Origin of the sequence: Streptomyces sp. NPDC007088 (assembly GCF_042869355.1) — a bacterium.
Lineage (GTDB): Bacteria > Actinomycetota > Actinomycetes > Streptomycetales > Streptomycetaceae > Streptomyces.
Genome location: NZ_JBIAFO010000007.1, coordinates 54,634 through 81,275, shown reverse-complemented (window position 1 = coordinate 81,275; position 26,642 = coordinate 54,634). Strand labels below are relative to the sequence as shown.

The window sequence follows — 26,642 nt, the reverse complement described above, 5'->3', positions numbered from 1 at the left end:
GGCCCCCGCCCGGGGGGGGGCCGCGGGGGGGGGGGGGGGGGGGCCCCCCCCGGCGCCCCCCCCCCCGGGGGGGGGCGGGGCCCGGGCCGCGGGGCCCCCGCCCCCCCCCGCGCGCCCCCTCCCCCCTGTCCGGTCACCTGTCCGGTCGCCTGCCGGACACCTGTCACGACACCTGTCCGGCCTCGCTGGTCAGCCGGCGACGGTCCAGGTGTCGTTGCCGGCGAGGAGCTGGCCGAGGTCGCCCTTGCCGTGCCGCTCGACGGCGGCGTCGAGCTGGTCGGCCATGAGCGTGTCGTAGACCGGGCGCTCGACGTCGCGGAAGACGCCGATGGGCGTGTGGTGCAGGGTGTCGGGGTCGGCGAGCCGGGAGAGCGCGAAGGCGGTGGTCGGCGAGGACTGGTGCGCGTCGTGCACCAGCAGGTCCGCCTCGTTCTCCGCCGTGACCTCGACGACCCGCAGGTCACCGGTGGCCCGGTCGCGTACGACGCCCTTCGCCCCGTCGGTGCCGAAGCGGATCTGTTCCCCGTGCTCCAGGCGGATCACGGCCTCCTGGGCCTGCTGCTTGTCCTTGAGGACCTCGAAGGCGCCGTCGTTGAAGATGTTGCAGTTCTGGTAGATCTCCACCAGCGCGGTCCCGGGGTGCTCGGCCGCCGCCTTCAGCACGCTCGTCAGGTGCTGACGGTCGGAGTCCACCGTGCGCGCCACGAAACTCGCCTCGGCGCCGATCGCGAGGGAGACCGGGTTGAACGGCGCGTCCAGCGAGCCCATGGGCGTCGACTTGGTGATCTTGCCGACCTCGGAGGTCGGCGAGTACTGCCCCTTGGTCAGCCCGTAGATCCGGTTGTTGAACAGCAGGATCTTCAGGTTCACGTTGCGGCGCAGCGCGTGGATGAGGTGATTGCCGCCGATCGACAGCGCGTCGCCGTCACCCGTCACGACCCAGACGGACAGGTCGCGGCGCGAGGTCGCCAGGCCGGTGGCGATGGCGGGCGCCCGGCCGTGGATGGAGTGCATCCCGTAGGTGTTCATGTAGTACGGGAAGCGGGAGGAGCAGCCGATGCCGGAGACGAAGACGATGTTCTCCTTCGCCAGCCCGAGCGAGGGCATGAAGCCCTGCACGGCGGCCAGGACCGCGTAGTCCCCGCAGCCCGGACACCAGCGCACCTCCTGGTCGGACTTGAAGTCCTTCATCGTCTGCGTGGCCTCGGCCTTGGGCACGAGGGACAGCGCCTCAGTCATCGATGACCTCCTTCAGCACGGTGGCGAGCTGCTCCGCCTTGAACGGCATTCCGTTGACCTGCGTGTAGGACAACGCGTCGACCAGGAACTCCGCACGCAGCAGCCGCGCGAGCTGACCGAGGTTCATCTCCGGCACCACGACCTTGTCGTACGCCTTCAGCACCTGCCCCAGGTTCCGGGGGAACGGGTTGAGGTGGCGCAGATGGGCCTGCGCGATCTTCGCCCCGTCCGCCCGCAGCCGGCGCACCGCCGCCGTGATCGGCCCGTACGTCGAGCCCCAGCCCAGGACGAGCGTGCTCGCGCCGGTCGGGTCGTCGACCTCCAGGGCGGGGACCTCGACACCGTCGATCTTCGCCTGCCGGGTGCGCACCATGAACTCGTGGTTGGCCGGGTCGTACGAGATGTTCCCCGTGCCGTCCTGCTTCTCGATGCCGCCGATACGGTGCTCAAGGCCCGGGGTGCCGGGGACCGCCCACGGGCGCGCCAGCGTCCTCGGGTCCCGCTTGTAGGGCCAGAAGACCTCGGTGCCGTCCGCCAGTTCGTGGTTCGGGGTCGTCGCGAACGGGGTCGTCAGATCCGGCAGCTCCGCCGTCTCCGGGACGCGCCACGGCTCGGAGCCGTTGGCCAGGTAGCCGTCCGACAGCAGGAACACCGGGGTGCGGTAGGCCAGCGCGATACGGGCCGCGTCGATCGCCGCGTCGAAGCAGTCCGCCGGGGTGCGCGGCGCGACGACCGGGACCGGCGCCTCGCCGTTGCGGCCGTACATCGCCTGGAGCAGGTCGGCCTGCTCGGTCTTGGTCGGCAGGCCGGTGGAGGGGCCGCCGCGCTGGATGTCCACGATCAGCAGCGGCAGCTCCAGCGACACCGCGAGGCCGATCGTCTCCGACTTCAGCGCCACGCCCGGACCGGAGGTCGTCGTCACCGCGAGCGCCCCGCCGAAGGCCGCGCCGAGCGCGGCGCCGATACCGGCGATCTCGTCCTCGGCCTGGAAGGTGCGTACGCCGAAGTTCTTGTGCTTCGACAGCTCGTGCAGGATGTCGGAGGCCGGGGTGATCGGGTACGAGCCCAGGTACAGCGGCAGGTCCGCCTGGTGCGAGGCCGCGATCAGGCCGTAGGCCAGCGCCAGGTTGCCGGAGATGTTGCGGTAGGTGCCGGTCGGGAACGCGGCCGAGGCCGGATCGACCTCGTAGGAGACGGCGAAGTCCTCGGTGGTCTCCCCGAAGTTCCAGCCCGCCCGGAACGCCGCCAGGTTCGCCTCGGCGATCTGCGGGCGCTTAGCGAACTTCGCGCGCAGGAACTTCTCGGTGCCCTCGGTCGGCCGGTGGTACATCCACGACAGCAGCCCCAGCGCGAACATGTTCTTGCTGCGGCCCGCGTCCTTGCGCGACAGGTCGAAGTCCTTGAGCGCCTCCACCGTCAGCGTCGTCAACGGCACCGGGTGGACGCTGTAGCCGTCGAGGGAACCGTCCTCCAGCGGAGAGACGGCGTAGCCGACCTTCTGCATCGCGCGCTTCGAGAACTCGTCGGTGTTCACGATGATCTCCGCACCGCGCGGCACATCGGCGATATTCGCCTTCAGCGCCGCCGGGTTCATCGCGACCAGCACATTCGGCGCGTCCCCGGGAGTGAGAATGTCGTGGTCCGCGAAATGCAGCTGGAACGAGGAGACCCCGGGCAGGGTTCCCGCGGGAGCGCGGATCTCGGCCGGGAAGTTCGGCAGCGTCGACAGGTCGTTCCCGAAGGAAGCCGTCTCCGACGTGAAACGGTCCCCGGTGAGCTGCATGCCGTCCCCGGAGTCGCCCGCGAACCGGATGATCACCCGGTCGAGCTTGCGGACCTCCTTGCCCTCGGCGGCCCCGGCGCTTTCGACGGCCCCGGTGGGGGCTGCGGCGTTGTCCTCGGACACGGTGCCCTCCGCGTCCCGCACGGTGTGCCGCGGTTCGACGACTGCTCCGTCGGACTGCTCGGCTGGGCTACTGACCTGGCTGGTCACTGAACTGGACCTCCCGTCGAGGCAGTGTGTCTCCCCGCCGAGGCGAGGGCAGGTGCATAGGTGGGCCGGCGGACCGGTTGTCCCAGAGACACCCTACGTCGGTAAGGGTGCCCTTCCCGGGACAGGTCATATCGTGGACCTCATGTGGAGATGTCGGTAAGGGGACAGAGATCTGTCGAACGTCACGTTTCGCCGCCCGTCTGCCCGTGAGGACCCGCTGACCCTCCCCCGATTCCCGGTCATTTTCTCGCTTTACCTCCGCTTTTCCCCGCAATTGACCTGATTGCCGAAAACTGGCACTCGTCCTTTTGGCTTAGGTCGGAGGACGGGTGCCTTTCGGGGGAGGGAAACCGGCCTTCCGTGGAACAGAACCGGCCTTTTCCGGATGGGACGGGGACGGGGTGGGAGAGACGGAGGAGGCCGGGGCCGGCGAGGGGGCCGGGACCCGCGAGGGGGCCGGGGCCGGCAAGCGCTGCGTAGGCCCGTGAGCCCGTCCGTCGGCCCACCAGTCCTGGCCGCCTTCTCCCCCTTCCCCCTTCCCCCTTACCCTCGTCCCCGTCCCCGGCCTGTCGCGTCCACGGCCCGTCCCCCGGTCCATCGGGTCTCAGGACCTGAGATACGTCAGTACCGCGAGGACCCGGCGGTGGTCGCCCTCGCTGGGGGAGAGGCCGAGCTTCATGAAGATGTTGCTCACGTGCTTCTCGACCGCGCCGTCGCTCACCACGAGGGCTTTCGCGACCGCCGAGTTGGTCCGGCCCTCCGCCATCAGACCCAGGACCTCCCGTTCCCTGGGGGTGAGGTGGGCGAGGACGTCCTGCTTGCGGCTGCGGCCCAGCAACTGCGCCACCACCTCGGGGTCCAGGGCCGTGCCGCCCCCCGCGACCCGTACCACGGCGTCCACGAACTCCCGGACGTCGGCGACCCGGTCCTTCAGCAGATAGCCCACCCCGCGGCTCGACCCCGCGAGCAGCTCGGTCGCGTACTGCTCCTCCACGTACTGCGAGAGCACGAGCACGCCGACGTCCGGGAACGCCTTGCGCAGGGCCACCGCCGCCCGCACCCCCTCGTCGGTGTGGGTCGGCGGCATCCGTACGTCCGCGACCACGACATCCGGCAGCTCCCCCTGCTCGCTCAGGTCCCGCACCGTCTTCACCAGTGCCTCGCCGTCACCGACGCCCGCCACCACGTCGTGGCCCCGGTCGGTCAGCAACCGGGTCAGCCCCTCCCGCAGCAGCACTGAATCCTCGGCGATGACCACCCGCACCCTGTCCTCCACGACTCTTGCTTCCCCCAGTTCACTGCTCACCGCTCCCGCCCTCCCGGCGGGGCCGCTCCGTTCCCGGGAGGCCGCGACGGTGGGCGCCGACGCCACCAGCATCCCAGCACTCCCCGGCACAACCCCGCCTCTTCCTCGTTTCCCTGTATCGGGGGATCGGGGGATCGGGAGATCGGGGGATCGGGGGATCGGGGCATCGGGGGATCAGGGCCCACCGCCACGCCGGGGGAGGCGCGAGGCAGTGGGAGACCCGACGGGGCGGGCCCGGGGCCGGCGGGGCCGTGGCCCGGACCGGCCGGAGGACTCGGCGGAAGGCGGGGTGCCGCCGTGTGTGCCCCGGCCGGCAGCCGGGGCACACACGGCGAAGGGAGCCCTTCCTCTCAGAAGCGGCCCCGCGCCGGACGGCGTATCGCGGTGCCGCCGTCCTCCCGGGGCCGCCACGGCAGCTCCGCGACGACCGTGGTGGGGCCGCCCGCGGGGGAGTCGATGGCGAGCAGTCCGTCCACCGCCCCCAGCCGCTCGGCGAGACCCGCGAGGCCCGAGCCGGGCTCGGCCTCGGCCCCGCCCTGCCCGTCGTCGGTGACCTGGAGGAGCAGTCGGCCCTCCACTCGCCACACGTCCACCGAGGCGCGCGTCGCGCGGGCGTGCTTGCTGATGTTCTGGAGGAGTTCGGAGACGGTGAAGTACGCGATGCCCTCGATCGCCGGGGCGGGCCGGTGCGGCAGGTCCACCTCCACCTCGACCGGCACGGCGCAGCGGGAGGCGACCGAGGACAGGGCGGCGTCCAGGCCCCGGTCGGTGAGGACGGCGGGGTGGATGCCCCGGGCCAGGTCCCGCAGCTCCTGAAGCGCCGTCTTCACCTCGCCGTGCGCCTCGTCGACCATGCGCGCGGCGGTCTCCGGGTCCTCCAGCAGCTTCTCCTTCGCGAGCCCCAGATCCATGGCGAGGGCGACGAGCCTGGCCTGGGCGCCGTCGTGCAGGTCGCGTTCGATGCGGCGCAGGTCGGCGGCCGCCGTGTCCACCACGACGCCCCGGTCCGACTCCAGTTCGTCCACCCGGTTCGCGAGCCGTGAGGGGCTCAGCAGCCCGAGGACCAGCAGCCGGTCCACGGAGGTCAGACCCCGCACCACCCACGGCGTCAGCAGCGTCAGACCGAGGCCGACCACGCAGGTGTACGCGATCTCCCAGACGCTGTCCAGGTACTCGCCGTGCCGCATGTCGCCGTAGTACTGGAGACCGTCGTGGCCCACGCTGGAGGGGACCGCCCAGTGCCACAGCGGGTAGGTGAACAGCGCCCAGCCCGTGGCCCACAGCGTCACCGACAGGCAGAAGGCGAACACGGCCCACGGGAAGTGCAGGAGGCTGTACAGCAGATGCCGCCAGGACACCCCGCTGCGCAGCGTCGCCCCCACCCACGACAGCGGCGAGGCTTTCTTCGGCCGCACCGGGCGCGGGGAGTCGATCTTCAGGCCGAGCAGCGCCCGAGCCCGTGCCCGCTCCAGCGCGCCGATGCCGCGGCAGGCCGCCAGCCCACCCGCGAGTACCGGGATGCCGAGGAAGGTGACGAGCAGACCCGCTCCGAGTGACAGCATCGTCACCGCGAGGGTGAAGGTGCCGATGCTGATCGGCAGGCTCAGGAGCAGATACCCGAACTCCCGCCACATGCGCGCCCCCAGCGGCGCGCGGAGCGCCGAACCGAGCCCGGAGGGCCGGTGCTCTCCGGGACGGCCGGGGCCGCCCGGCGCACCCGCCGCGCCCCGTCCGGCCTCCGCGGGGGACCGGAAGCTCATTCCCTGCCCGTAATCCGTGGCCATCGGTCTCGTCCTTCTGCTCGTGTCGTGTCGTGTGGGCCGTACGTCCGCCCGGTCCGGCCGCGCGGTGTGCGGGCCGTGCGCGTGTTCACCCGCACCGCGGGGTTCTCGCCTCTCAGACTGCTCCGGTTCCTCGGCGCGGACCATGGAGCGTGTCGGCGTCCCCGGCCGGGGGTTTTCCCCATCCACCGGTGTGCGGGGGTCTTCTCACCCACCGGTGCGCGGCTCAGCGTCCGACCGCTCTGCCCGCGCGGTTGCGCGCCGCCGCCGGTTCGCGGTCGCGCCAGGGCAGTTCGGCGGTGATCGTCGTCGGGCCGCCGACCGGTGACTCGATGACGAACAGGCCGTCCACGGCCCCCAGCCGGTCCGCGAGCCCCGCCATGCCGGAACCCCCGTCGAGCGATGCCCCGCCCCGGCCGTCGTCCGCGACCTGGATGAGCAGCCGATCGCCGGCCCGCCACACGTCCACCGAGGCGGAGGAGGCCCCGCTGTGCTTGCTGACGTTCTGGAGGAGTTCGGAGACGGTGAAGTACGCGATGCCCTCGATCGCCTCGGCGGGCCGCGCCGGGAGGTCCGCCGTCACCTTGACCGGCACGGTGCAACGGGAGGCGACGGAGGACAGGGCGGCGTCCAGGCCCCGGTCGGTGAGGACGGCGGGGTGGATGCCCCGGGCCAGGTCCCGCAGCTCCTGAAGGGCGAGCTTCACCTCGCCGTGCGCCTCGTCGACCATGCGCGCGGCGGTCTCCGGGTCCTCCAGCAGCTTCTCCTTCGCGAGCCCCAGTCCCATGGCGAGGGCGACGAGCCTGGCCTGGGCGCCGTCGTGCAGGTCGCGTTCGATGCGGCGCAGGTCGGCGGCCGCCGTGTCCACCACGACGCCCCGGTCCGACTCCAGTTCGGCTATCCGTCGCTCCAGCGTGTCGGAGGGGGAGAGGAAGCCGCGCACCATCGCCCGGTCCCCGTTGGCCAGACCCCGGGCCACGAAGGGCAGGACCGGCCAGAAGGTGAACAGCCCGGTGAGGGACACCACGAACGAGGCGATGCCCCACGGCAGCCGTATGAACGAGTAGAGCGTCGTACGCCAGGCCACCGGGTCCCGCAGCTCCGTCCACAGACGGCTGAGGAAACCCTCCCCCGTCCGCCACGGCAGGCGCGAGGGCTCCTCGACGCGCAGCCCCAGCAGCTTCCTGGCTCGGGCCCGCTCCGCGCGGCCGAGCAGACGCGCCCCGCGCAGCCCGATGGCGAGCACCGGGAGCCCCACGACCGTCACCGCGAGGCTGAGTCCGACCGAGACGAAGACCACGACGTACACGAAGCCGACCAGGGTCATCGGCAGGTTCACCAGGAGCTGCACGATCTCCTTCCACGTGTGCCGGGGAAAGGCGTAACGCGCCGGTGGCAGTTGGTCGGAGCCCGGTCCACGGGCGTCTTCTGCGGTCATGACACCCAGCCTGCCGGTCCGCGAGCCCCCGCGCCATGAGGTCCACCGCCAAGCCGAACTGAGGAAAACCCCACCCTCGGAAGAGTGAGGCCGGGACGGGCCCGAGCGCGACCGCTTGTCCGCGTGCGGAGGGGGCTTCTCGGGTGTGGACGAGGCCCGGAGCGCGGCGCGAGGCTCGGGGGTGTGGGGTGCCCCGGGCCTTGGGGGGGCGGACGCCGCGTCTCGGGCGCGGGTACGGGCCCGAACCTGGGAGGCGAGTCCGGCGCGCGGCCGAGGCCACATGCGCCGGCCAGGCCCGGCGTCCCGGCCCAAGGCCCGGCCCGTCGCCCCGGCGCGGTAGCTAGCTCGGGCCTCGTCTCCCGGGCCGGCCCGCCCCGGCCCCTAACCCACGCCCGGTCCCCGGCCCAGGCCGCCCGGCGTCCCACCCCCCCCAGCCCCGCCCCCAGCCCCGGTTCCCGTCCCGCCCCCACCCCCGGACCCCGTCCCGCGCTCGCCCCGGCTCCCCTCCCGCGTCCGGCCGCTCACCCCGTGGCGAGCCGCCCGGTGGTCGCGCTCACGTTCCGGCCCGCAAGCTCGTGGCCCCCGGCCCACAAGCCCATGCCCCCCGGCCCGACCCAGCCGTCAGCCCCGTCCCTGCCCCCCTCGCCGCCCCCGTCCCCGCCCCTCCGCCGCCCCCTCACCGCCCCGTCCCGCCCCCCTCTGCCCCCTCTCCCCGCCCCCGATTTCCCGTCCCGTGGCCGTCCAGGAGCAGACTCGCTGCTTACCTCCCCTTTAGCAGGCCCTAGACTCCCGTGCGTGTGTGCCGCCGTCGCGCGGGGCGCTCCAGTGGACTCCGGGAATCTCGCCGGGGCACCCACCGGAGCCCTCTCACCGGACGGCACCGGACGCGAGGAGCCCTGAGGGACCCGGCAGCGACAGGCCGGGAAACGGGGGCGCAACCACGATGTGACGGAGCGGAGGGGCGGACGTGCCGGGACCGATCGATCCGACCGACCCGGGCGGGATCGCCGTACCCGGACTGCCGGGCGCCCCCGGAGCGCCGGGCGCCCCGGGCACCGGCGGCGCGCACTCCGTGGCCCTCGCGGCGGACTACTTCCACGCCTACTCGGTGGTCGGCGTCCTCGCCGCCGTCGGCGTGCTCTTCGTGGCCTTCGCCTTCGGCGCGGGCCGGCTGCTGCGCCCCGTCGTCCCCACCCCCGAGAAACTCCTCACCTACGAATGCGGCGTCGACCCCGTCGGCGAGGGCTGGGCCCACACCCAGGTCCGCTACTACGTGTACGCCTTCCTCTACGTGATCTTCGCCGTCGACTCGATCTTCCTGTTCCCCTGGGCGACCGTGTTCGCCGGCCCCGGTTACGGCGCGACGACCCTCGTGGAGATGTTCGTCTTCCTCGGGTTCCTCGCCATCGGACTGCTGTACGCCTGGAAGAAGGGCGTCCTGGAATGGACGTGACACCCCCCGCGGCCCCGGCCGCGCACGCCGACCCGCTCGCCGCCGCCACGGCCGGCCCCGTCGACCTCCCCGATCCCGCGCCGGCGCCGGGCGGCCGGCTGGGCGTGCTCTCGCGGCTGGCCCCGCAGCCCATGAAGGTCGTCCTCAACTGGGGACGCCGCTACAGCCTCTGGGTCTTCAACTTCGGCCTCGCGTGCTGCGCCATCGAGTTCATCGCGGCCTCCATGTCCCGCCACGACTTCATCCGGCTCGGGGTCATCCCCTTCGCGCCCGGCCCCCGCCAGGCGGACCTGATGGTCGTCTCCGGGACCGTCACCGACAAGATGGCGCCCGCCGTCAAACGCCTCTACGAGCAGATGCCCGAGCCGAAGTACGTCATCTCCTTCGGCGCCTGCTCCAACTGCGGCGGCCCCTACTGGGACTCGTACTCCGTGACCAAGGGCGTCGACCAGATCATCCCCGTCGACGTCTACGTGCCCGGCTGCCCGCCCCGGCCCGAGGCGCTGCTCCAGGGCATCCTCAAGCTCCAGGAGAAGATCGCCCGCGAATCCCTCGGCGAGCGCTACGCCCACGGCCGCCGCACCCCCGTCGCGGCCCTGCGCAGCGGACTCGTCACCCCGCCGCCCGCCCCCGGGGAGGGATCGCGGTGACCGGCTGGCTGCCCCAGGAACCCACCGAACTCTTCGGCCCCGAGGCCGCGGCCGAGGAGGCGTACGGCCTCCTGACCGTCGACGTGCCCGCCGGCACGTGGACCACGGCGCTCGAAACCGCCCGCCGCACCCTCGGCTGCACCTACTTCGACTGGCTCAGCGCCGTCGACGAGCCCGGCACCGGCTTCCGGGTCTGCGCGCACGTCGTCGCGCTCGCCCCCGTACGCCGTCTCCTGCTGCGGACGACGGTGCCGCACGAGGCGCCCGTCCTCGCCTCCGCCGTGGGCGTGTACGCCGGGGCCGCCTGGCACGAACGCGAGACCCACGAGATGTTCGGCGTCCGCTTCGAGGACCACCCCGGGCTCACCCCGCTGCTGCTCCCCGAGAACTTCGAGGGCCACCCCCTGCGCAAGGACTTCGTGCTCGCCGCCCGCGTCGCGAAGGCGTGGCCCGGCGCGAAGGAGCCCGGCGAGTCCGGCCACGGCGCGCCGAAACGACGCCAGATGCTGCCGCCGGGCGTACCCGACCCGAACGAGTGGGGCCCCCTCAAGGGGCAACTGCCGGACGCCCCGGCCCGTCCCGCGCGCGGCGCCCGCGCCGCGGCGGGGGAGCGGCCCGCCCGCCGTACCCGTACCGCGGCCGGCGGCTCGGCCGCCCAGCGCGGGGAGGCGGCCGCCACCCCGGCGACCGCGGGGAAGTCCGCACAGCCCGGAGAGTCGCTGGAGCCCGGACAGAAGGCGGACGGCGCCCCCGGGCCCCAGGACCCCGCCGGGCAGGCGCCCACGGCACCCGCCCGCCCGGCCGGTCCGCGCCGCGCGCGCAGCGCCTCGGCCGGCTCCGCCTCGCAGCGCGCCGCTACGACACCCGACGAGGTGGGCAAGGGCGGCGGCGAGACGGCTCCGGCGCCCGGCCACCGTGAGGACGCGACCGCGCCTTCGCCCGAAGGACCCGCCGCGACCGCCGCGCCGCCCGCCAAGGGCAGCGCGGACGCCCCCTGGCACCACGCGCGCCCCGCCTTCGAGGAGCCGGGGGAGGAGGCCGAGGCGAAGTCCGGGGAGGAGCCCGCGCGGAAGCCCGGTGAGCGGCCGGACGGGAAGCGGGAACGCCCCGCCCCCGGGCCGCCCGCTTCCGAGGACCCCGGCCCGGACGGCGGGACCGCCCCCGAGGCAGGTCCCGAGACGGCCCCCGGGCCCGCCCCCGGAACCGCCCCCCAAGAAGACGACCGGCCCCCCGAGCCCCCCGCCGGAGGCGACCCCGCGTGAACGACGTCCTCAGCGTCGCCCTGCGACTCGTCATCGTCTTCGTCGGCTTCCTCGCCCTGCCGCTGATCGTCGGACAGGCCGAGCACAAGGTCATGGCCCATATGCAGGGCCGGCTCGGCCCCATGTACGCGGGCGGGTTCCACGGCTGGGCCCAGCTCATGGCCGACGGCGTGAAGTTCGCGCAGAAGGAGGACGTCGTCCCGGCCGAGGCCGACGCGAGGATCTTCCGGCTCGCGCCCGCCGTCGCCCTGCTCCCGTACCTCCTGGTCCTGCTGGTCATCCCGGTCGGCCCCGGCGAGGGGGCCGTCGGGCAGGTGGTCGACGCCGGGCTGTTCTTCGCGCTCGCCGTCCTCGGGGTCGGCGTGCTCGGCTCGCTCATGGCCGGGTGGGCCTCGGCCAACAAGTTCTCGCTGCTCGGCGGTCTGCGCACCGCCGCCCAGCTGCTCGCGTACGAACTGCCGATGCTGCTGGCCGCCGCCTCCGTCGCGATGGCCGCCGGAACGGTCTCCCTGCCCGGCATCCTCGACGCCTTCGCGTGGTGGTGGCTGCCCTGGCAGATCGTCGGCGCCCTCGTCTTCTTCGTCGCCGGGCTCGCCGAACTGCAACGACCGCCCTTCGACATGCCGGTGGCCGACTCGGAGATCATCTTCGGCGCGTACACCGAGTACACCGGTCTGCGGTTCGCGCTGTTCCTGCTCGCCGAGTACGCCGGGATCGTCATCCTCTGCGGACTGACCACCGTCCTGTTCCTGGGCGGCTGGCACGGGCCCTGGGGCGCGGACGGCCTCGGCTGGGTGTGGACCCTGCTCAAGACCGCGGTCCTCGCCTTCGTCGTGATCTGGCTACGCGTCACCTACCCCCGCCTGCGCGAGGACCAGCTCCAGAAGCTGTCCTGGACCGTGCTGATCCCCCTCGCCCTCGCCCAGATCGCCCTCACCGGCGTCGTCAAAGTGGTGATCTCCTAGATGTCTCCGATCCCTGGTACGGGGCTGGCCAAGGGCCTCGCCGTGACCCTGCGCACCATGACGCGGAAGAGCGTCACCGCCCAGTACCCCGAGACGCTGCCCGCGCTGCCGCCGCGCAGCCGCGGGGTCATCGGGCTGTTCGAGGAGAACTGCACGGTCTGCATGCTGTGCGCCCGCGAATGCCCCGACTGGTGCATCTACATCGACTCCCACAAGGAGACGGTGCCGCCCGCCGCGCCCGGCGGACGCGAGCGCAGCCGCAACGTCCTCGACCGCTTCGCCATCGACTTCTCGCTCTGTATGTACTGCGGCATCTGCATCGAGGTGTGCCCCTTCGACGCGCTGTTCTGGTCCCCGGAGTTCGAGTACGCCGAGACCGACATCCGCGACCTGACCCACGAGCGCGACAAGCTGCGCGAGTGGATGTGGACCGTTCCCGAACCGCCCGCGCTCGACCCGGGCGCCGAGGAACCCAAGGAACTCGCCGCCGCCCGCAAGGCCGCCGACAAACTCGCCGCCGCCCAGGAGGCGGAGGCCGCGGCCGCCGCGGAGGCCGCGCCCGGCCCGGCACCGGCCGCCCCCACCGCCCCGGCCCCGGCCCCGGCCGGCCCGGCACCGGGCGCGAAAGCCGTCCCCGGCGACCAGGCGGCCCGCGGCGACCAGGCGGCCCGGGACGACGAGGCGGCCCGCGGCGACCAGGCGGCCCCGGGCGACCAGCCCGCCCCCGGCGACCGTCCGGAAGCGGGGCAGGAGTGAGTCCGACCGCCGCCCTCGCCTCCGCCGCGCTCGCCGCCGCCCCGGCCCCCGACCAGGCCCCGCAGGGGTTCCTCTCGCCGACCGGCGTCGAGATCGCCTTCCTCCTCTTCGGGCTCGTCACCTTCGGCGCCGCGATCGTCACGGTGACCACGAAGCAGCTCGTGCACGCCGCGCTGTGGCTCGTCGTCACCCTCGGCGGCCTCGCCGTCGAGTACCTCCTGCTCACCGCCGAGTTCATCGCGTGGGTGCAGGTCCTCGTCTACGTCGGTTCCGTCGTCGTCCTCCTCCTGTTCGGGCTCATGCTCACCCGGGCGCCCATCGGCCGCTCCCCGGACGCCGACTCCGCGAACCGCCCGGTCGCCCTCGGCGTCGCCGTCCTCGCGGCCGGAGCGCTCGTCTGGGTCGTCACGGACGCCTTCCGCACCACCTGGATCGACCTCGACGGCGCCCACCCCCAGGGCAGTACCGCCGTCACCGGCTCCTTCCTCTTCCGGCACTGGGTACTGCCCTTCGAAGCGCTCTCCGTGCTCCTGCTCGCCGCGCTCGTCGGCGCGATCGTGCTGTCACGGCGCAACGCCAGGAACACGCCCCCGCCGCGCCGTACCCCTCCGCCCCGCCGCGTGTCACCGCCCCGCGCCCCGCGCCCCGGCCGTACGCCGGGTGGTCCCACGGCCCGCGCCACCGCGACCGGCACCCCCGCCGCCCCGTCGTCGCCCGGCGCGCGGCCCGCCGAGCCCGAGCCCCCGAAGGACGCGCGCTGATGCACCTCGCCTATCCCGCCGTCCTCTCGGCGCTCCTGTTCGGCACCGGCCTCTACGGCATCCTGGCCCGCCGCAACGCGATCCTCGTGCTCATGGCCGTCGAGCTGATGCTCAACGCCGTCAACCTCAACCTCGTCGCCTTCGACGTGTGGCTGCGCGACCGCCTGCACGCCGGGCAGGCGCTCACGCTGTTCACCGTCGCCGTCGCCGCCGCCGAGATCGGCATCGGCCTCGCCATCGTGCTCGCCGTGTACCGCAACCGGGGCAGCTCCGACCTCGACCGCCTCCGCGACACCGCAGAACACCCCGACGGCCCCGACGACGGACCGGACGGACCGTACGACGGCCCCGGAGGACTCCCCGACGGCCGGCCCGACCCCACCGGAACCCTCCCCTCCGGCCGTACCGGCGGCACCCGGCCCCGCGGAGCCGCAGCGTGAACACGACCACCCTCGCCGTCCTCGTCCCCCTCCTGCCGTTCCTCGGCGCGCTCGCGGGACTCCTGCTCGGCCGCACCGCGCCCGCCTTCGTCCGGCCGCTCGCCGTCCTCCCCGTCCTGGCCGCCGCCGTCCTCGCCGTCCTCCTCGCCGTCCGCCAGGGCGGGGGAGCGGCCGTCGACGCCTCGACCCGGCTCACCCCCACCGGCTCCGTGCCCGTCGACCTCGCCCTGCACCTCGACGGGTTCGCGGTCCTCGTCGCCGTCCTGGTCACCGTCGTGTCGCTCTGCGTGCAGCTCTACTCGACCGGCTACCTCCGCGACGACCCGCGCTACCCCTCGTACGCGGCGCTCGTCTCCCTCTTCACCTCCGCGATGCTGCTCGTCGTCTACTCCGGCGATCTCATGGTGCTGCTCGTCGGCTGGGAGGTCATGGGCATCTGCTCGTACTTCCTCATCGGCCACTACTGGGAGACCCCCGAGGCCCGCGCCGCCTCCCTCAAGGCGTTCCTCGTCACCAAACTCGGCGACGTCCCCTTCCTGTTCGGCCTGTTCGCGCTCGCGGCCGACACCGGTTCCTTCCGCGTCACCGAGATCCTCCGGGCCGTCTCCCACGGCGGACTCGACCACCCGACGCTCATCGCGCTGCTCCTGCTCGCCGGGGTCGCCGGGAAGTCCGCGCAGTTCCCGCTGCACACCTGGCTGCCCGACGCCATGGCCGGCCCCACCCCGGTGTCCGCGCTGATCCACGCCGCCACCATGGTCGCCGCCGGCGTCTACTTCGTGGCCCGGCTGCTGCCCGTCTTCACCGCCTCCGCCGCCGCGCTGGTCGTGCTCGCCGTCATGGCCGCCCTCACCATGACCGGCTCCGCGCTCGCCGCCCTCGCCCAGGACGACATCAAACGCGTCCTCGCCTACTCCACAGTCGGCCAGCTCGGCTACATGACCGGCGCCCTCGCCGTCGGCGACCGCGGCGCCGCCGTCTTCCACCTCCTGTCCCACGGCGCCTTCAAGGCGCTGCTGTTCCTCGCCGCCGGAGTCGTCATCCACGCCGCCGGCACCAACTCCCTCGCCGCCATGTCCCGCATGCCGGGGCTGCGCGCCCGCATCCCCGACGCCTTCTGGACGATGACCGTCGCCCTCCTCGCGCTCGCCGCGATCCCCCCGTTCAGCGGCTTCTTCTCCAAGGAGGCCGTGCTGGGCGCCGCCGAGCACGCCGCGACCGGCGACGCCGCCGGCGTCCCCGGCGCGGCGGGCTGGATCGTCCTGGTCGCCGGACTCGTCACCGCCGTGCTCACCGGCGCCTACGCGACCCGCCTCTGGCTCCTCGTCGGCGCCCCCGGCAGGAGGACCGGCCCCGACCCGGCGAAGGCCGAGCCCGCGACCACCGAGACGCACCACCCCACCCCCGTCGTCATGAACGTCATCCTGTGGGTCCTCGCCGTGCCCTCCCTCCTCTTCGGGCTGACCGCCGGCGTCCTGCCCGACTGGTTCGACAGCCGCTCCCTCACCCCGACCCTCACCACCTCCGTCCTGGGCACCGGCGTCGCCCTCGTCGGCGTCGTCCTCACCTACGGGGCCTGGCGGCACACCGTCGCCCTCGCCGCGCAGTACCCCCTCGGCGCCGTCACCGCCGACCCCGGAGCCGACTCCGGCCGCACCGAGGCCGAGGCCATCGCGAGCCACGCCGCCGTCTACGGCGACATCTCGGGCGCCGCCGACCCGGCCGACCCCGGCCGGCTCCTGCTCGGCCCCCTGCACCGCCACGCCGCCGCCGGATTCCACCTCGACGCCGTGTACGCCGCCCTCTTCGAGCGGCCCGTACGCGCCGCCGCCGTCCTCGTACGCTTCCTCGACGCGGCCGTCGTCGACACCTACGTACGCGGGGCCGCCGCCGGACCGAAACTCCTGGGCGCCGCCGTACGCCGCGCCCAGACCGGCAACACGCAGACCTATCTCGGGGCGCTCCTCGCCGGCTCCGTCGTCCTGGCCGTCGCGGCCGTCCTCTACGCAGCGGCAGGAGCCTGAACCGTGGCCCAGATCGTGGATATCAACGAGTCGGCGATGCGTATCCTGCTCGCCGTGGTCGTCGTCGGCCCGCTCGTCGGCGCGGCCACCGCCCTGCTCCCGGCACCGCCCGGCCTCAAGGGCAGAGACCCCGGCCAGGCCGTCCTGCGCCACGGCGTCCTCGTCACCGGCGTGATCCTCGCCGCGAGCATCGCGCTCGCCCTCGGCTTCGACCGCGACCACGCGGCGAACATGCAGGCCACCACCGACATCAGCTGGATCGCCGCGCTCGACGTGCGCGTCCACCTCGGTATCGACGGCATCTCGCTCCCCCTCCTCGTCCTGACCGCGCTCCTGACCTTCCTGTGCGCGCTCTACAGCTACTTCAAGATGCCCGCGGGCCCGTCCCCCCGGGCGTTCGTCGCCCTGCTGCTCCTCCTGGAGTCCGGCTGCCTCGCGACCTTCGCCGTCCTCGACCTCGTGCTGTTCTTCCTGGCCTTCGAGATGGTCCTCGTCCCGATGTACTTCCTCATCGCCCGCTGGGGCGGCGCGAAGCGGGAGGCGGCCGCCTGGAAGTTCATCCTGTTCACGCTGGTCGGCTCCGCCGTCATGCTGCTCGGACTCCTCCTGATCGGGCTCAAGGCGGGCACCTTCGACATGGTGGCACTCGCCACTGACAACGGCTCAGGTCTGACGAAGTCCGTGCAGGTCACCGCCGTTCTCGCGATCGGGATCGGACTCGCCGTCAAGGCCCCCGTGTGGCCCCTGCACAGCTGGCTGCCGGACGCCCACACCGCCGCCCCCACCGTCGGCTCCGTCATGCTCGCCGGGGTCCTGCTCAAGATGGGCACCTACGGGTTCGTACGCGTCGCCCTGCCCATCGCCCCCGACGGCATGCACACCTTCGCGCCCTACCTCGGGGCCCTCGCCGCCGCCGGCATCGTCTACGGCTCCCTCGCCTGCCTCGCCCTCGTACGGCGCGGAGCGCACGGCGACCTCAAACGCCTCGTCGCCTACTCCTCCGTCGGCCACATGGGCTTCGTCCTGCTCGGCATCGCCTCCATGACGCCCACCGGCGTCAACGGCGCCCTCTTCGCCAACATCGCCCACGGACTCGTCACCGGGCTGCTCTTCTTCCTCGTCGGCGCCCTCAAGGACCGCGCGGGCACCGCCGACCTCGACACCCTCGCCGGATCGGCCGGCGCCGCGCTCTACGGCCGCGCCCCGCGCTTCGCCGTCCTCCTCGCGTTCACCGCCGTCGCCTCCCTCGGCCTGCCCGGACTCGCCGGGTTCTGGGGCGAGATGCTCACCATGTTCGGCGCCTTCGACCCCGCCGCCGGACTCAGCCGCCCCGCGTTCCTCACGTACATGGCCGTCGCCGGACTCGGCACCCTGCTCACCGCCGCCTACCTCCTCATGGTCGTACGGCGCGTCTGCATGGGCCCCCTGCCGCTCCAGTCCGAACCCGCCCCGGCCACCGGTACGAGCGAGCACCCCGCTTCCGTACCGGCGTCCCCCGACGGGGCGTCCCCGGCCTCGCTCGACGCGCCGCGCGCCACGCCCGCGCCCCTCCTGCTCGACGCCCCCGACGAGCCCTACACCTCGCCGGAACCCGCCCAGCGGCCCTTCGCCGACCTGCGCGGCCACGAGGCGGCCACCTGGCTGCCGCTGGTCGCCCTCACCGTCCTCGCCGGACTCTGGCCCGCGCTGCTGCTCGGCCTCACCGACCCGGCCGTCCACCAGCTCCTCGCGGGAGGCGCGGCATGACCACCCTCGTGCAGTCCGTCGACTGGCTCGCCCTCGCACCCCCCGTCCTCACCGCGCTGTCCGCCCTCGCGCTGCTGGTCACGGACCTCTTCCTGCCCGAGCACCGCAAGGGCCTCCTCGGCTGGCTCGCCGCCGCCGGACTCACCCTCGCCCTGCTGTCCCTGCTGCCGCTCCTGGACGGCGACCGCACCACGTTCTGCCTGAACGACGGCTCCCGCGCGTGCGCCTACAGCGCCGACCACTTCACCCTCGTCATCCAGCTGCTCGTCCTCGGCGGCGCCCTCGTCACGACCCTGCTGTCCCTGACAGCCGTCGAGGACCTCGCGCTGCCCGCCGGCGAGTACTGGTTCCTGCTGCTCGCCTCCGCGTCCGGCGCCGCCCTGCTGCCCGCCTCCCGCGACCTCGCGACCCTCGTCGTCGCCCTGGAGGTCGCCTCCCTGCCCGGCTTCGCCCTCGTCGGCCTCAGACACGGCGACCGGCGCTCCTCCGAGGCCGCCCTCAAGTTCTTCCTGTCCTCCGTCGCCGCGACCGCCGTCACCCTCCTCGGCGTGAGCTTCGTCTACGCGACGACCGGCACCCTCCACCTCACCGACCTCGCCGAGGGCCTCCAGCACGTCGACGGCCAGTTCCAGACCCTCGCCCGCGCCGGAGTCGCCCTCACCCTCGTCGGCTTCGCGTTCAAGACGGCCGCCGTCCCCTTCCACTTCTGGGTCCCCGACACCTACGCCGGCGCGCCCCTGCCCGTCGCGGCCTACCTCTCCGTCGTCGGCAAGGCCGTCGGCTTCACCGGCCTCGCCCTGATCACCGTCCTCGGCTTCCCCTCCTACGCCGACGTGTGGGGGCCCGCCCTCGCCGTGCTCGCCGCCCTCACCATGACCGCGGGCAACGCCGCGGCCCTGCGCCAGCGCGCCGACCGCCTCACCTCGGCGGTACGCCTCCTCGCGTGGTCCTCCGTCGGCCAGGCCGGCTACCTCCTCGTACCGCTCGCCGCCGCCGCGTACACCGACCACCCCGAGCACGCCCTCGGCTCGACCGTGGCCTACGCCCTCATGTACGGCGTCGTGAACCTGGGCGCCTTCGCGGTCGTCGCCGCCGTCGCCCGCGTACGCCCCGGGGGCCGCCTGAGCGACTACCGGGGCCTGTACGCCGAGCGCCCCGCGCTCGCGCTCCTGCTCGCCTTCTTCCTGCTGTGCCTGGCCGGACTCCCGCCGGGCCTCGTCGGCCTGTTCGCCAAGGTCACCGTGTTCTCCGCGGCCGTCGACGCGGGCCTCGGCTGGCTCGCCGTCCTCATGGCCCTCAACGTCGCCGTCGCCCTCGTCTACTACCTGCGCTGGACCGCCGAACTCTTCCGTCCCGCCACCGCACCCCAGACGACCCCGGCCGCCGGCCCGGCGCGGCCCCCGGCCGACCCGACGACGGCGGCCCCCGCGCTCGCGTCCGGCGGCCCCACGATCCCCGTACCGTTCCCCCTCACGGCCGCCCTGGCCCTGACCGGTCTCCTCGCCCTGGCCCTCTCGGGCGCCCCGCAGCTCATCCTCCGCTTCACCACGACCGCCCTCTTCTGAGAAGGGCGTGCCCCTCCTCTTCTGACGGGAACGCGTCCCAAACACCGGCGGTCGTCACTCGTACGGACGACGGCCGGAGCCGACGCGCGCCGGGGAACCTGAGCCCTCCGCCTGGCGTTGACCAGTACGGGAGGGTCCACTGGAGAGTGAAGGCACCGCTCCGAGGCACCCGCAGAGACAGCAGCGTGACAGCAGCACCCCCGCGGTACCGACACCGTGGAACACCCGCAGAGACAGCAGTAGAGGGTCCCCCTGCCGCACCACTTGGAGGGCGTACCGTGCACCGCCGGCACAATGGCTTGAAAACCGCCGTACTCCTCGGAGGGCTCTCCGCCCTCATCCTCGTCATCGGCAGCTTCTTCGGCACCACCGGCCTGGTCGTGGCGCTGGTCATCGCCCTCGGCACCAACGCCTACGCCTACTGGAACAGCGACAAGCTGGCCCTGCGCGCGATGCGGGCCCGCCCCGTGAGCGAGTTCGAGGCCCCCGGCCTGTACCGCATGGTCCGCGAGCTCTCCACCGAGGCCCGCCAGCCCATGCCGCGCCTCTACATCTCGCCGACCGAGGCCCCCAACGCCTTCGCGACCGGCCGCAACCCGCGCAACGCCGCCGTGTGCTGCACCGACGGCATCCTGCGCCTGCTCGACGAACGCGAACTGCGCGGCGTCATCGGCCACGAACTCAGCCACGTCTACAACCGCGACATCCTGATCTCCTCGGTCGCGGGCGCCCTCGCCTCCGTGATCATGTTCCTGGTCAACTTCGCGTGGCTGATCCCGGTCGGCCGCTCCGACGACGACGAGGGCCCCGGAATCCTCGGCATGCTCCTGGTCATGCTGCTGGGCCCGATCGCGGCCTCCGTGATCCAGCTCGCGATCAGCCGCTCCCGCGAGTACCAGGCCGACGCCTCGGGCGCCCAGCTCACCGGCGACCCCCTGGCCCTCGCCTCGGCGCTGCGCAAGCTGGAGACGGGCACCAAGCAGCTCCCGCTGCCGCCCGAGCCGCGCATCGAGACGGCGAGCCACATGATGATCGCGAACCCCTTCCGGCCCGGCCAGGGACTCTCCAGAATGTTCTCCACGCATCCGCCCATGGCGGAGCGCATCGCCCGGCTCGAACAGATGGCAGGTCGCCGCCCGTGAAGACACTCCTCAACATCATCTGGCTCGTGCTGAGCGGATTCTGGCTGTTCTTGGCCTATCTGCTCGCCGGGGCGATCCTCTGCGTCACGATCATCGGCATCCCCTTCGGCATAGCGTCGTTCCGCATCGGCGTGTACGCCCTCTGGCCTTTCGGCTACTCCGCCGTCGAACGCCGCGACGCGGGCCCCGCGTCCTGCGTGGGCAACGTGCTGTGGCTCGTCCTCGCGGGCTGGTGGCTCGCCCTGGGGCACATCGCCACCGGCATCGCCCTGTGCGTCACGATCATCGGCATCCCGCTGGGCATCGCCAACTTCAAGCTCATCCCGGTCTCGCTCATGCCCCTGGGCCGCGAGATCGTCCGTACCGGGGAACGGTTCGCGGCGACCCCCGGGACGTGAGCCCCGAGGACCCCGGGCCCTGGGCCCTGGGGCCTGGGGCCTGGGGCCTGGTCCACGGGCTCCGGCCCGGAAGGCAGCGGGTGACTGCGGTGACGGGGTTGTGACACGCCCTGGGCAACCCGGCAAGTGACCTTCGGCGTCCTTCGGGGTAGCGGTCGCCCAGAGCCGCGCGGAGCGGGCCGGCACCGGCCCCACGGGGTGCGGCGGCCGCGCGGACGGACCGGAGTACTCACGAAGGGCAGGACACAGGCATGGGCATCGTCAGCTGGATCATCCTCGGGCTGCTGGCCGGCGTGGTCGCCAAGATCCTGCTGCCGGGCAGGGACCCGGGCGGGCTCGTCGGCACCACACTGATCGGCGTGCTCGGCGCCTTCCTCGGCGGCTGGATCTCGGCCCGCTTCCTCGACCACCCCATCAGCAAGGACTTCTACGACGGCGCCACCTGGGCGGCCGCGATCGGCGGCTCCCTGGTCCTGCTCATCGCCTACCGCCTCGTCTTCGGCAACTCCCGCGACTGAGGCGCTGGGGTGGCTCGTGACGCGGAGCGGGATTGACGTGGAGCGGACGTGGCGTGGAGCGGGCGGGGGCGGGCACCGATGACCAGTGCCCGCCCCCGCCCGCTCCACCCGGCGCCCCCGCGACGGTGCCCGCCGCCCACCGAGGCTCTACCGGGACCGGATCACCGGTAGTTCACGAACTGCAGCGCGAAGTCGAAGTCGCGCCCCTTGAGCAGGGCGATGACCTGCTGCAGATCGTCCCGGCTCTTCGAGGACACCCGCAGCTCGTCGCCCTGGACCTGGGCCTTGACGCCCTTGGGGCCCTCGTCGCGGATGATCTTGGCGACCTTCTTGGCGTTCTCCTGCGAGATGCCCTCCTCGACGGAGGCGAACAGCTTGTACTCCTTGCCGGAGACCTGCGGCTCGCCCGCGTCCAGGGACTTCAGCGAGATCCCGCGCTTGACGAGCTTGGACTGGAACACGTCGAGGATCGCCTTCACGCGCTCCTCGGAGTTCGCCTCCATGAGGATCTTCTCGCCGGACCACGCGATCGAAGCGCCGACGCCCTTGAAGTCGTAGCGCTGCGAGATCTCCTTGGCGGCCTGGTTGAGGGCGTTGTCGACCTCCTGCCGCTCGACCTTCGAGACGATGTCGAAACTGGAGTCGGCCATGTGCTGTGGCTCCTTGGATCGGGATGCGTAGGGGCTGCGACCCCCAACGGGCCGCACCCCCAAAGCCTAGCCACCGCCCCGCCCCCGGGAGCCGCTCTATCGGGTGGCGGACCACCCCCACCGATCAGGTATTGTTTACGTCGTTGCCAGGGAACACCCGCTCCGGCGGAGTCCCCCAGCAGCATCCCAGGCGGTGTGCCCGAGCGGCCAAAGGGAGCAGACTGTAAATCTGCCGGCTCAGCCTTCCCAGGTTCGAATCCTGGCGCCGCCACAGGACGGGAAACCCCGTCCGACCTGCTTCAACCGCAGGTCGGACGGGGTTTCTTCGTGTGTGCAAGTGGGGCCGCGGACGGCGCCGATCGGCCTCCGAATCCCACGTTGTCTCACCCGAATCCCACCGCTGATCAGGGTGTCTCCCCCAGCCGTCCCTCGGGGGGGGGGGGGGGGGGGGGCAGGCTCACTCCGGCGCGTTCCACTCCCGCAGCGCCGCGTCGATCCGGTCGTTGGCCCGCTGCTGGGTCTGTGCGAGCACCTTCGCGTAGACGCGGAAGAGGCCCGCGATGGTGTGGCCGGCCCGCCGCGCGCATTCCATGGGGTCCACTCCGGAGCTGAGCCAGAAGGAAACTCCGGCATAACGTAGGTCGTATGGGTGGCGGGCGAGGAGCGCGCGTGCTCGCGCTTGCTCACAGCCTCCTTCCGCGCCCGATCCCAGACCTCGCCGTACCCGGTCTCGTGGAGTAGCCCGTCGCGGCTCTGACCGGGTTGGCACGGGCCGGGCCTACCGCCGGGGAGATCAGACGCAAACGGTCTCTCTAGTCGAAGTGCCGCCGGCCGCAGCGGAAGCACACGGTCTGCCGGTTGGTCCAGACGTCTATGTACGAGCCCGGTTGGTGAAGGAGGACCACCAGCCCACGCACGCCTTGACCAGCGACTACAGGCCCGAACACGTCGAGGGGCACGCGCATCGTGGACCCCACACCCGGCTCCGCAGGCCGCGGCGGTGGTTTCCGCGTCCTGTACGACGCGGGTACGAAACCGACCACATGCAGGAGCAGCTCTTCGCGCGCGTCCCTACGTCGGACGAGAAAAGCTCCTGTAGCTGCCTGTCGGAGAATGGTTAGTCGAGCTGCACCGCACCACGTTCACGGCGGACGGCACCGTGGTCGAGTTCGCGGTCGGCGTCCACGCGGCTTCCCGCCTCGCTCCAAGGCGCCTGACTCGGCGCAGGACGGAGAGGCGAAGCAGTGATCTCGGAGCAGTCCTGGGCCGACGCCCGGGTGTTGTGGGACTACCACCAGATGCACCATGAGCTGCGGCCGTGTTCGTAGGCGATCGGCCTGGGCAGCCACGACTTGGGCACGGCCAACGCCGAGGCCGACCTGTACAGCAGCATGGCTCCCTTGTCGTCTTCATGGGGCCACGAGAGCGACGACGCGAGAACACATGCCCTGCGGAGGAGCGGTGCACTACCGCGAGCGCGCACTAGAGCTTGAAGTCCCGATTCCGCCATGCTCATAAAAACCCAAGGCGCGAAACATCGGAGAGAACATGCGGCTTGCACCGCCCTGCTCGCCGGGGCGGGAATGGACGTTGCATCGGTTCTGCTGGTCAGCAAGCCGTATGAGGAGCGGTGCGCTTACGCCACACCCCGCAAACTGTGGCCGGGGGTACAGCTCGTAAGCGCTTCCACGTCTATGACGTTCGAGGGCGACTCGATCAGTGATGCTCAGGTAGTGCTCAACATGCTTGTTGGTGCACTGTAGCGGCTCCTGCTACATCCAGCTCAAGGCTTCATGATCAGCCAGTCGGCGCCAGAACAAGCGGCAGCAGTGTATGGGCAACAGTGCGACGCAGGTTTCACGAGTCGACTCGCACTGGGCGGTGCAGAAAAGAAATTTTGAGTCCAGCTGTCCCTAGCTATCTTCGCCGATAATCTTCATTCGCCGCAGCGTTAGAAATTTGATTTCGGACGTCTTTCAATATCAGGAGGACACGATCTCTAATGTCGATCCAGTCGGCGAGCCTCACATACTCCTCGCGCCCGTGAGCGATGTCGTTTCGGTACTTCAGAAGTCGCTTATCTATCGTCGACTGATAGATTTCATGCCGGCTTGCATCGCAGCCGATTGAGTGCATGATGTCCGCGAAAACATCGAATTTCAGATTGGATCGAGTTCGAATTGTTGCCGAGGTGTACGGAAGATCTGCTGGCAAACTATCCGCGCCCCGCAGTAAATCTACTATCTCGGTGTGTGAGGCAGAGTGCTTCGAGGTCTCCCCTTGCCCCAGTTTTGACCGAAGGGAAACGGCTGCAATTTCGGACCGCAATTCGCCTACTTTGAGACCCTTCCGACTTATGTACTCCAGATAGGCTCGTGCTCCCTCCTTTATGTAACCCTCCCAGTGAGCGTAGACAAGAGCCAAACCGCCGCGGAGTATCCCAGCCACTTCGTGAGTCCGACAAGACGCCGCGACTTGCTCCCAAAGCTGCATTTCGTGGGTCCGCCACTTCAGGTCTTCAGTCAGCGATGATTCAAGATGATCAATTGTCCGAATCGCAGCCACCTAGGCCGCCGTGAAGATTCGACCGCCTACTGGACCCATCATCGGGACTCGTGACGTAGCGCGCACTCCTGCTCCCGAATACTTGCGGAACGTGTCATCGTTCCAGAGCTCAGAAACTTTCACCCGGAGCTGAGATTCCTGCTCGCGTTGGTCCATAGATTTCCAGCTTCCGAGATGTTGGGCCACGCCGAGTGTTACTGCCTCGAAGGCGGAGACGCTAAAAGCTCCCGATGGACGGTCTTTGCGAACGTCGTACCGGCGAAAAATATCGGGGCCGAGTGACGACAGTACGTTGAACACGCCCTCGAAGACAAGCTGTTGTTTTGCCCAGTCGAAATCTCCAGAGGTGGCCATCTCCAAAATCTGGTCCGACAAGAAGGTATCCATGTCGGCGAACCCCTTCAACTCTGCCTGCGAAGCGTTTCGCAGAACGAAGAATCGAGTGGCAAGCTCCAAATCGTACTGTTCGGAAATCTGCCTTCCGGTCAATGGTACGCAATCCGCAAAAGGACCTTCGGTGCGTAGGCGATCCAGCCAGACGAAGAAACTTGCATTGGTCATGAGCAACTGAGCTGTCCTGACTTCCTGAGGTGAGGTGGGGACACCCCCGCTGTTCAGTCTGTCGAAGAGTTCGTACTTCACGCGATCATCAGATTCACGCAAAAGAATCCTGAAGTCGAGGCGCGCTCGCTTGAAATGAATTTTCAACTGAGGGGAGAAGTTCGGCGCCTCGGTCGAATAACTCATTCCCTCCAGAGAGGGCAAATACTTGGTTTTCGTAAGTTTACTTGGGGGCTTGACATCCCCAGTACTTTCGTCGCGAAGTTCCCCCATGAAAGACAAGATCGTTGAGAGTCGCTGAAGGCCATCAACCACCTCCCAGACGCCATCCTCGCGCTGCGCAACGAAGATAGTAGGGAGTGGAATATCCAGCAAAATTGACTCGATGAGGCGAGATTGCTTTTCGATGGGCCAACGGAAGAGGCGTTGGTATTCTGGCCGAATTTGAATTTCTTTGTCGCGGTAAAGGTTTATTACTTCACCAATCGACATGGTGTAGCCGTCCGAGCGAATGTTCTGGCGACTACTTTCCACTTCCTCAAGGATACCCATTGGCAACCACCCCTCATCGGCGCTTGTACAGCGTCGTAACGGTACCCCCCTTTGGCGTTGCAGGGGGTAGAACGGAGGTATGACCACCCGTTGTCGAGAGAGGGCCGGATCTCCCCATCGCTTGCTCGCTCGTGAAGTCGTGGACACCGGGGAATCCGTCTCTTCTGTAGAGAGCCGGAGCAAGGCGTCAACCCTTCGATCTATCGACGTCTGCCGCGGACGAGCGGCGTCTTTTGTCCGGAACTGACATCAGCGACGAGGATGACGCCAACCCAGTGCGGTGTCCTCCAACCTTCTCCCAGGTGTGCCCCAGGTGACTCCAGTGTCGGAGAAACTGCAGGTGAGAGTAGTCGAGAGGAGCCCGCTGTAATCTGCCGGCTCAGCCTTCCCAGGTTCGAATCCTGGCGCCGCCACACGGGAACGAGGGGCCCGGTGATCAGCCGTAAAGGCTGGTGACCGGGCCCCTCGTCGTTTGTGCGGCCAGTACGGCGTGGCGTGTTGTCTCGACGCTGTCCCGTGTTCGAGCGCCCTGTCTCGCTTCCTCCCGCATCGCGTGCACACCTCGTTCGGGCCGACGGCGGGGGCGGCTGGGACGTGCAGGGGGTCGTCGACGGCCTGGCCGTGACGGTCGCTGATCGCCGGTGCTGTTCTTCCGGGGCCGGGGCCGGGGCCGGGGCTCCGGGCTCAAGGAGGTGCGCGTGCGGGCGCGGCTAAGGGCTGTCCCGTAATCCCTGGTGGATCAGCGCGCGGCGTCAGATGTGGTGCGTCGCAAGGCGCCGGAGTGGGCGCCACGCGGGGGGGGTGGGGGGGGGGGGGCCCCCCGCGGGGGGGCGCCCCGGGGGGGGGGCGGCCCCCCCCGGGGGGGGGGGCCGCCCGG

22 protein-coding genes, 1 tRNA gene and 2 pseudogenes are annotated in these 26,642 nt (G+C 71.2%); 16 read left to right on the top strand and 9 right to left on the bottom strand.

What is annotated here, in order from left to right; genetic code table 11:
• Window positions 1-189: 189 nt before the first annotated feature.
• From ACFYMP_RS13305 to ACFYMP_RS13285, 5 genes are all read right to left on the bottom strand, one after another.
• Window positions 190-1,239 carry a 2-oxoacid:ferredoxin oxidoreductase subunit beta gene (locus ACFYMP_RS13305; RefSeq protein ID WP_388855366.1) on the bottom strand — a complete coding sequence of 350 codons (1,050 nt, stop codon included), beginning with the start codon at window positions 1,237-1,239 and terminating at the stop codon, window positions 190-192.
• Window positions 1,232-3,145 (bottom strand): 2-oxoacid:acceptor oxidoreductase subunit alpha, encoded by a 1,914-nt coding sequence (locus ACFYMP_RS13300; RefSeq protein WP_388856013.1) that lies wholly within the window; start codon window positions 3,143-3,145, stop codon window positions 1,232-1,234. Before ACFYMP_RS13300 ends, ACFYMP_RS13305 begins: the two co-directional genes overlap by 8 nt.
• Window positions 3,146-3,836: 691 nt before the next feature.
• Window positions 3,837-4,496, bottom strand: coding sequence for a LuxR C-terminal-related transcriptional regulator (locus ACFYMP_RS13295; protein ID WP_388856010.1), 660 nt, complete (start codon window positions 4,494-4,496; stop codon window positions 3,837-3,839).
• 392 nt (window positions 4,497-4,888) lie between these two features.
• On the bottom strand, window positions 4,889-6,322 hold the full coding sequence (locus ACFYMP_RS13290) for a sensor histidine kinase (RefSeq protein WP_388855363.1): 1,434 nt from the start codon (window positions 6,320-6,322) through the stop codon (window positions 4,889-4,891).
• A 223-nt stretch (window positions 6,323-6,545) separates the two neighbouring features.
• The gene (locus ACFYMP_RS13285; RefSeq protein WP_388855360.1) at window positions 6,546-7,757 is read right to left on the bottom strand and encodes a sensor histidine kinase; all 1,212 of its coding nucleotides are present in this window, start codon (window positions 7,755-7,757) and stop codon (window positions 6,546-6,548) included.
• 1,018 nt (window positions 7,758-8,775) lie between these two features.
• On the opposite strand from ACFYMP_RS13285, the gene ACFYMP_RS13280 reads away from it, so the two are divergent.
• The 13 genes from ACFYMP_RS13280 (at window position 8,776) to ACFYMP_RS13220 (ending at window position 21,437) form a co-directional block, all read left to right on the top strand.
• The gene (locus tag ACFYMP_RS13280) at window positions 8,776-9,210 is read left to right on the top strand and encodes an NADH-quinone oxidoreductase subunit A (RefSeq protein WP_388856007.1); all 435 of its coding nucleotides are present in this window, start codon (window positions 8,776-8,778) and stop codon (window positions 9,208-9,210) included.
• Window positions 9,201-9,860 carry an NADH-quinone oxidoreductase subunit B gene (locus ACFYMP_RS13275; RefSeq protein WP_388855356.1) on the top strand — a complete coding sequence of 220 codons (660 nt, stop codon included), beginning with the start codon at window positions 9,201-9,203 and terminating at the stop codon, window positions 9,858-9,860. Before ACFYMP_RS13280 ends, ACFYMP_RS13275 begins: the two co-directional genes overlap by 10 nt.
• Complete coding sequence (locus ACFYMP_RS13270; protein ID WP_388855353.1) at window positions 9,857-11,122, top strand: NADH-quinone oxidoreductase subunit C; 1,266 nt, start codon at window positions 9,857-9,859, stop codon at window positions 11,120-11,122. Before ACFYMP_RS13275 ends, ACFYMP_RS13270 begins: the two co-directional genes overlap by 4 nt.
• Window positions 11,119-12,087, top strand: a complete 969-nt coding sequence (locus ACFYMP_RS13265; RefSeq protein WP_388855350.1) for an NADH-quinone oxidoreductase subunit H — start codon at window positions 11,119-11,121, stop codon at window positions 12,085-12,087. Before ACFYMP_RS13270 ends, ACFYMP_RS13265 begins: the two co-directional genes overlap by 4 nt.
• Window positions 12,088-12,843, top strand: a complete 756-nt coding sequence (locus tag ACFYMP_RS13260; RefSeq protein WP_388855347.1) for a NuoI/complex I 23 kDa subunit family protein — start codon at window positions 12,088-12,090, stop codon at window positions 12,841-12,843.
• A complete protein-coding gene (locus ACFYMP_RS13255; protein WP_388855344.1) occupies window positions 12,840-13,604 on the top strand; it encodes an NADH-quinone oxidoreductase subunit J in 765 nt (254 codons plus the stop codon). Before ACFYMP_RS13260 ends, ACFYMP_RS13255 begins: the two co-directional genes overlap by 4 nt.
• Window positions 13,604-14,044: an NADH-quinone oxidoreductase subunit NuoK gene (nuoK, locus tag ACFYMP_RS13250; protein WP_388855341.1), complete on the top strand. Its 441-nt coding sequence runs from the start codon at window positions 13,604-13,606 to the stop codon at window positions 14,042-14,044. Before ACFYMP_RS13255 ends, nuoK begins: the two co-directional genes overlap by 1 nt.
• Window positions 14,041-16,068, top strand: coding sequence for an NADH-quinone oxidoreductase subunit L (locus ACFYMP_RS13245; RefSeq protein ID WP_388855338.1), 2,028 nt, complete (start codon window positions 14,041-14,043; stop codon window positions 16,066-16,068). Before nuoK ends, ACFYMP_RS13245 begins: the two co-directional genes overlap by 4 nt.
• Window positions 16,069-16,104: 36 nt before the next feature.
• Entirely contained in the window at window positions 16,105-17,814 is a 1,710-nt protein-coding gene (locus ACFYMP_RS13240) for a NuoM family protein (RefSeq protein ID WP_388856004.1), read from the top strand.
• On the top strand, window positions 17,811-19,379 hold the full coding sequence (locus ACFYMP_RS13235; protein ID WP_388855335.1) for an NADH-quinone oxidoreductase subunit N: 1,569 nt from the start codon (window positions 17,811-17,813) through the stop codon (window positions 19,377-19,379). The genes ACFYMP_RS13240 and ACFYMP_RS13235 overlap by 4 nt, the downstream gene beginning before the upstream one ends.
• A gap of 278 nt (window positions 19,380-19,657) precedes the next feature.
• Window positions 19,658-20,521 (top strand): zinc metalloprotease HtpX, encoded by an 864-nt coding sequence (gene htpX, locus ACFYMP_RS13230; RefSeq protein WP_388855332.1) that lies wholly within the window; start codon window positions 19,658-19,660, stop codon window positions 20,519-20,521.
• Complete coding sequence (locus ACFYMP_RS13225) at window positions 20,518-20,919, top strand: YccF domain-containing protein (RefSeq protein WP_388855329.1); 402 nt, start codon at window positions 20,518-20,520, stop codon at window positions 20,917-20,919. The genes htpX and ACFYMP_RS13225 overlap by 4 nt, the downstream gene beginning before the upstream one ends.
• Before the next feature lie 251 nt (window positions 20,920-21,170).
• Window positions 21,171-21,437, top strand: coding sequence for a GlsB/YeaQ/YmgE family stress response membrane protein (locus ACFYMP_RS13220; RefSeq protein WP_388855326.1), 267 nt, complete (start codon window positions 21,171-21,173; stop codon window positions 21,435-21,437).
• A gap of 161 nt (window positions 21,438-21,598) precedes the next feature.
• Here the strand turns inward: ACFYMP_RS13220 and ACFYMP_RS13215 are convergent, their stop codons facing one another.
• Window positions 21,599-22,087: a YajQ family cyclic di-GMP-binding protein gene (locus tag ACFYMP_RS13215; RefSeq protein WP_388855323.1), complete on the bottom strand. Its 489-nt coding sequence runs from the start codon at window positions 22,085-22,087 to the stop codon at window positions 21,599-21,601.
• Window positions 22,088-22,276: 189 nt separating this feature from the next.
• Here ACFYMP_RS13215 and ACFYMP_RS13210 point away from each other — a divergent pair.
• Window positions 22,277-22,358, top strand: a tRNA-Tyr gene (locus tag ACFYMP_RS13210).
• Between the two features lie 186 nt (window positions 22,359-22,544).
• On the opposite strand, the gene ACFYMP_RS13205 is transcribed toward ACFYMP_RS13210, so the two are convergent.
• Window positions 22,545-22,679, bottom strand: coding sequence for a hypothetical protein (locus tag ACFYMP_RS13205; RefSeq protein ID WP_388855320.1), 135 nt, complete (start codon window positions 22,677-22,679; stop codon window positions 22,545-22,547).
• A gap of 160 nt (window positions 22,680-22,839) precedes the next feature.
• On the opposite strand from ACFYMP_RS13205, the pseudogene ACFYMP_RS13200 reads away from it, so the two are divergent.
• Together ACFYMP_RS13200 and ACFYMP_RS13195 are read left to right on the top strand one after the other, a co-directional pair.
• Window positions 22,840-23,335: pseudogene (locus ACFYMP_RS13200) on the top strand (UTRA domain-containing protein); the annotation flags it as partial.
• A pseudogene (locus ACFYMP_RS13195) lies at window positions 23,332-23,988 on the top strand (YdcF family protein). The pseudogenes ACFYMP_RS13200 and ACFYMP_RS13195, both read left to right, overlap by 4 nt.
• Window positions 23,989-24,004: 16 nt before the next feature.
• Here ACFYMP_RS13195 and ACFYMP_RS13190 read toward each other — a convergent pair.
• Window positions 24,005-24,652, bottom strand: coding sequence for an MAE_28990/MAE_18760 family HEPN-like nuclease (locus ACFYMP_RS13190; protein ID WP_388855316.1), 648 nt, complete (start codon window positions 24,650-24,652; stop codon window positions 24,005-24,007).
• The gene (locus ACFYMP_RS13185; RefSeq protein WP_388855313.1) at window positions 24,653-25,765 is read right to left on the bottom strand and encodes a DUF262 domain-containing protein; all 1,113 of its coding nucleotides are present in this window, start codon (window positions 25,763-25,765) and stop codon (window positions 24,653-24,655) included.
• Window positions 25,766-26,642: the final 877 nt, after the last annotated feature.

What these genes read in the sequence shown, in the direction of transcription:
- ACFYMP_RS13235 (WP_388855335.1), top strand. Translation starts at nt 17,811, where the DNA reads ATGACCACCCTCGTGCAGTCCGTCGACTGGCTCGCCCTCGCACCCCCC.
- ACFYMP_RS13220 (WP_388855326.1), top strand. Translation starts at nt 21,171, where the DNA reads ATGGGCATCGTCAGCTGGATCATCCTCGGGCTGCTGGCCGGCGTGGTC.
- nuoK (WP_388855341.1), top strand. Translation starts at nt 13,604, where the DNA reads ATGCACCTCGCCTATCCCGCCGTCCTCTCGGCGCTCCTGTTCGGCACC.
- ACFYMP_RS13215 (WP_388855323.1), bottom strand. Translation starts at nt 22,087, where the DNA reads ATGGCCGACTCCAGTTTCGACATCGTCTCGAAGGTCGAGCGGCAGGAG.
- ACFYMP_RS13240 (WP_388856004.1), top strand. Translation starts at nt 16,105, where the DNA reads ATGCGTATCCTGCTCGCCGTGGTCGTCGTCGGCCCGCTCGTCGGCGCG.
- ACFYMP_RS13285 (WP_388855360.1), bottom strand. Translation starts at nt 7,757, where the DNA reads ATGACCGCAGAAGACGCCCGTGGACCGGGCTCCGACCAACTGCCACCG.
- ACFYMP_RS13260 (WP_388855347.1), top strand. Translation starts at nt 12,088, where the DNA reads ATGTCTCCGATCCCTGGTACGGGGCTGGCCAAGGGCCTCGCCGTGACC.
- ACFYMP_RS13185 (WP_388855313.1), bottom strand. Translation starts at nt 25,765, where the DNA reads ATGGGTATCCTTGAGGAAGTGGAAAGTAGTCGCCAGAACATTCGCTCG.
- ACFYMP_RS13205 (WP_388855320.1), bottom strand. Translation starts at nt 22,679, where the DNA reads ATGGAATGCGCGCGGCGGGCCGGCCACACCATCGCGGGCCTCTTCCGC.
- ACFYMP_RS13275 (WP_388855356.1), top strand. Translation starts at nt 9,201, where the DNA reads ATGGACGTGACACCCCCCGCGGCCCCGGCCGCGCACGCCGACCCGCTC.
- ACFYMP_RS13305 (WP_388855366.1), bottom strand. Translation starts at nt 1,239, where the DNA reads ATGACTGAGGCGCTGTCCCTCGTGCCCAAGGCCGAGGCCACGCAGACG.
- ACFYMP_RS13290 (WP_388855363.1), bottom strand. Translation starts at nt 6,322, where the DNA reads ATGGCCACGGATTACGGGCAGGGAATGAGCTTCCGGTCCCCCGCGGAG.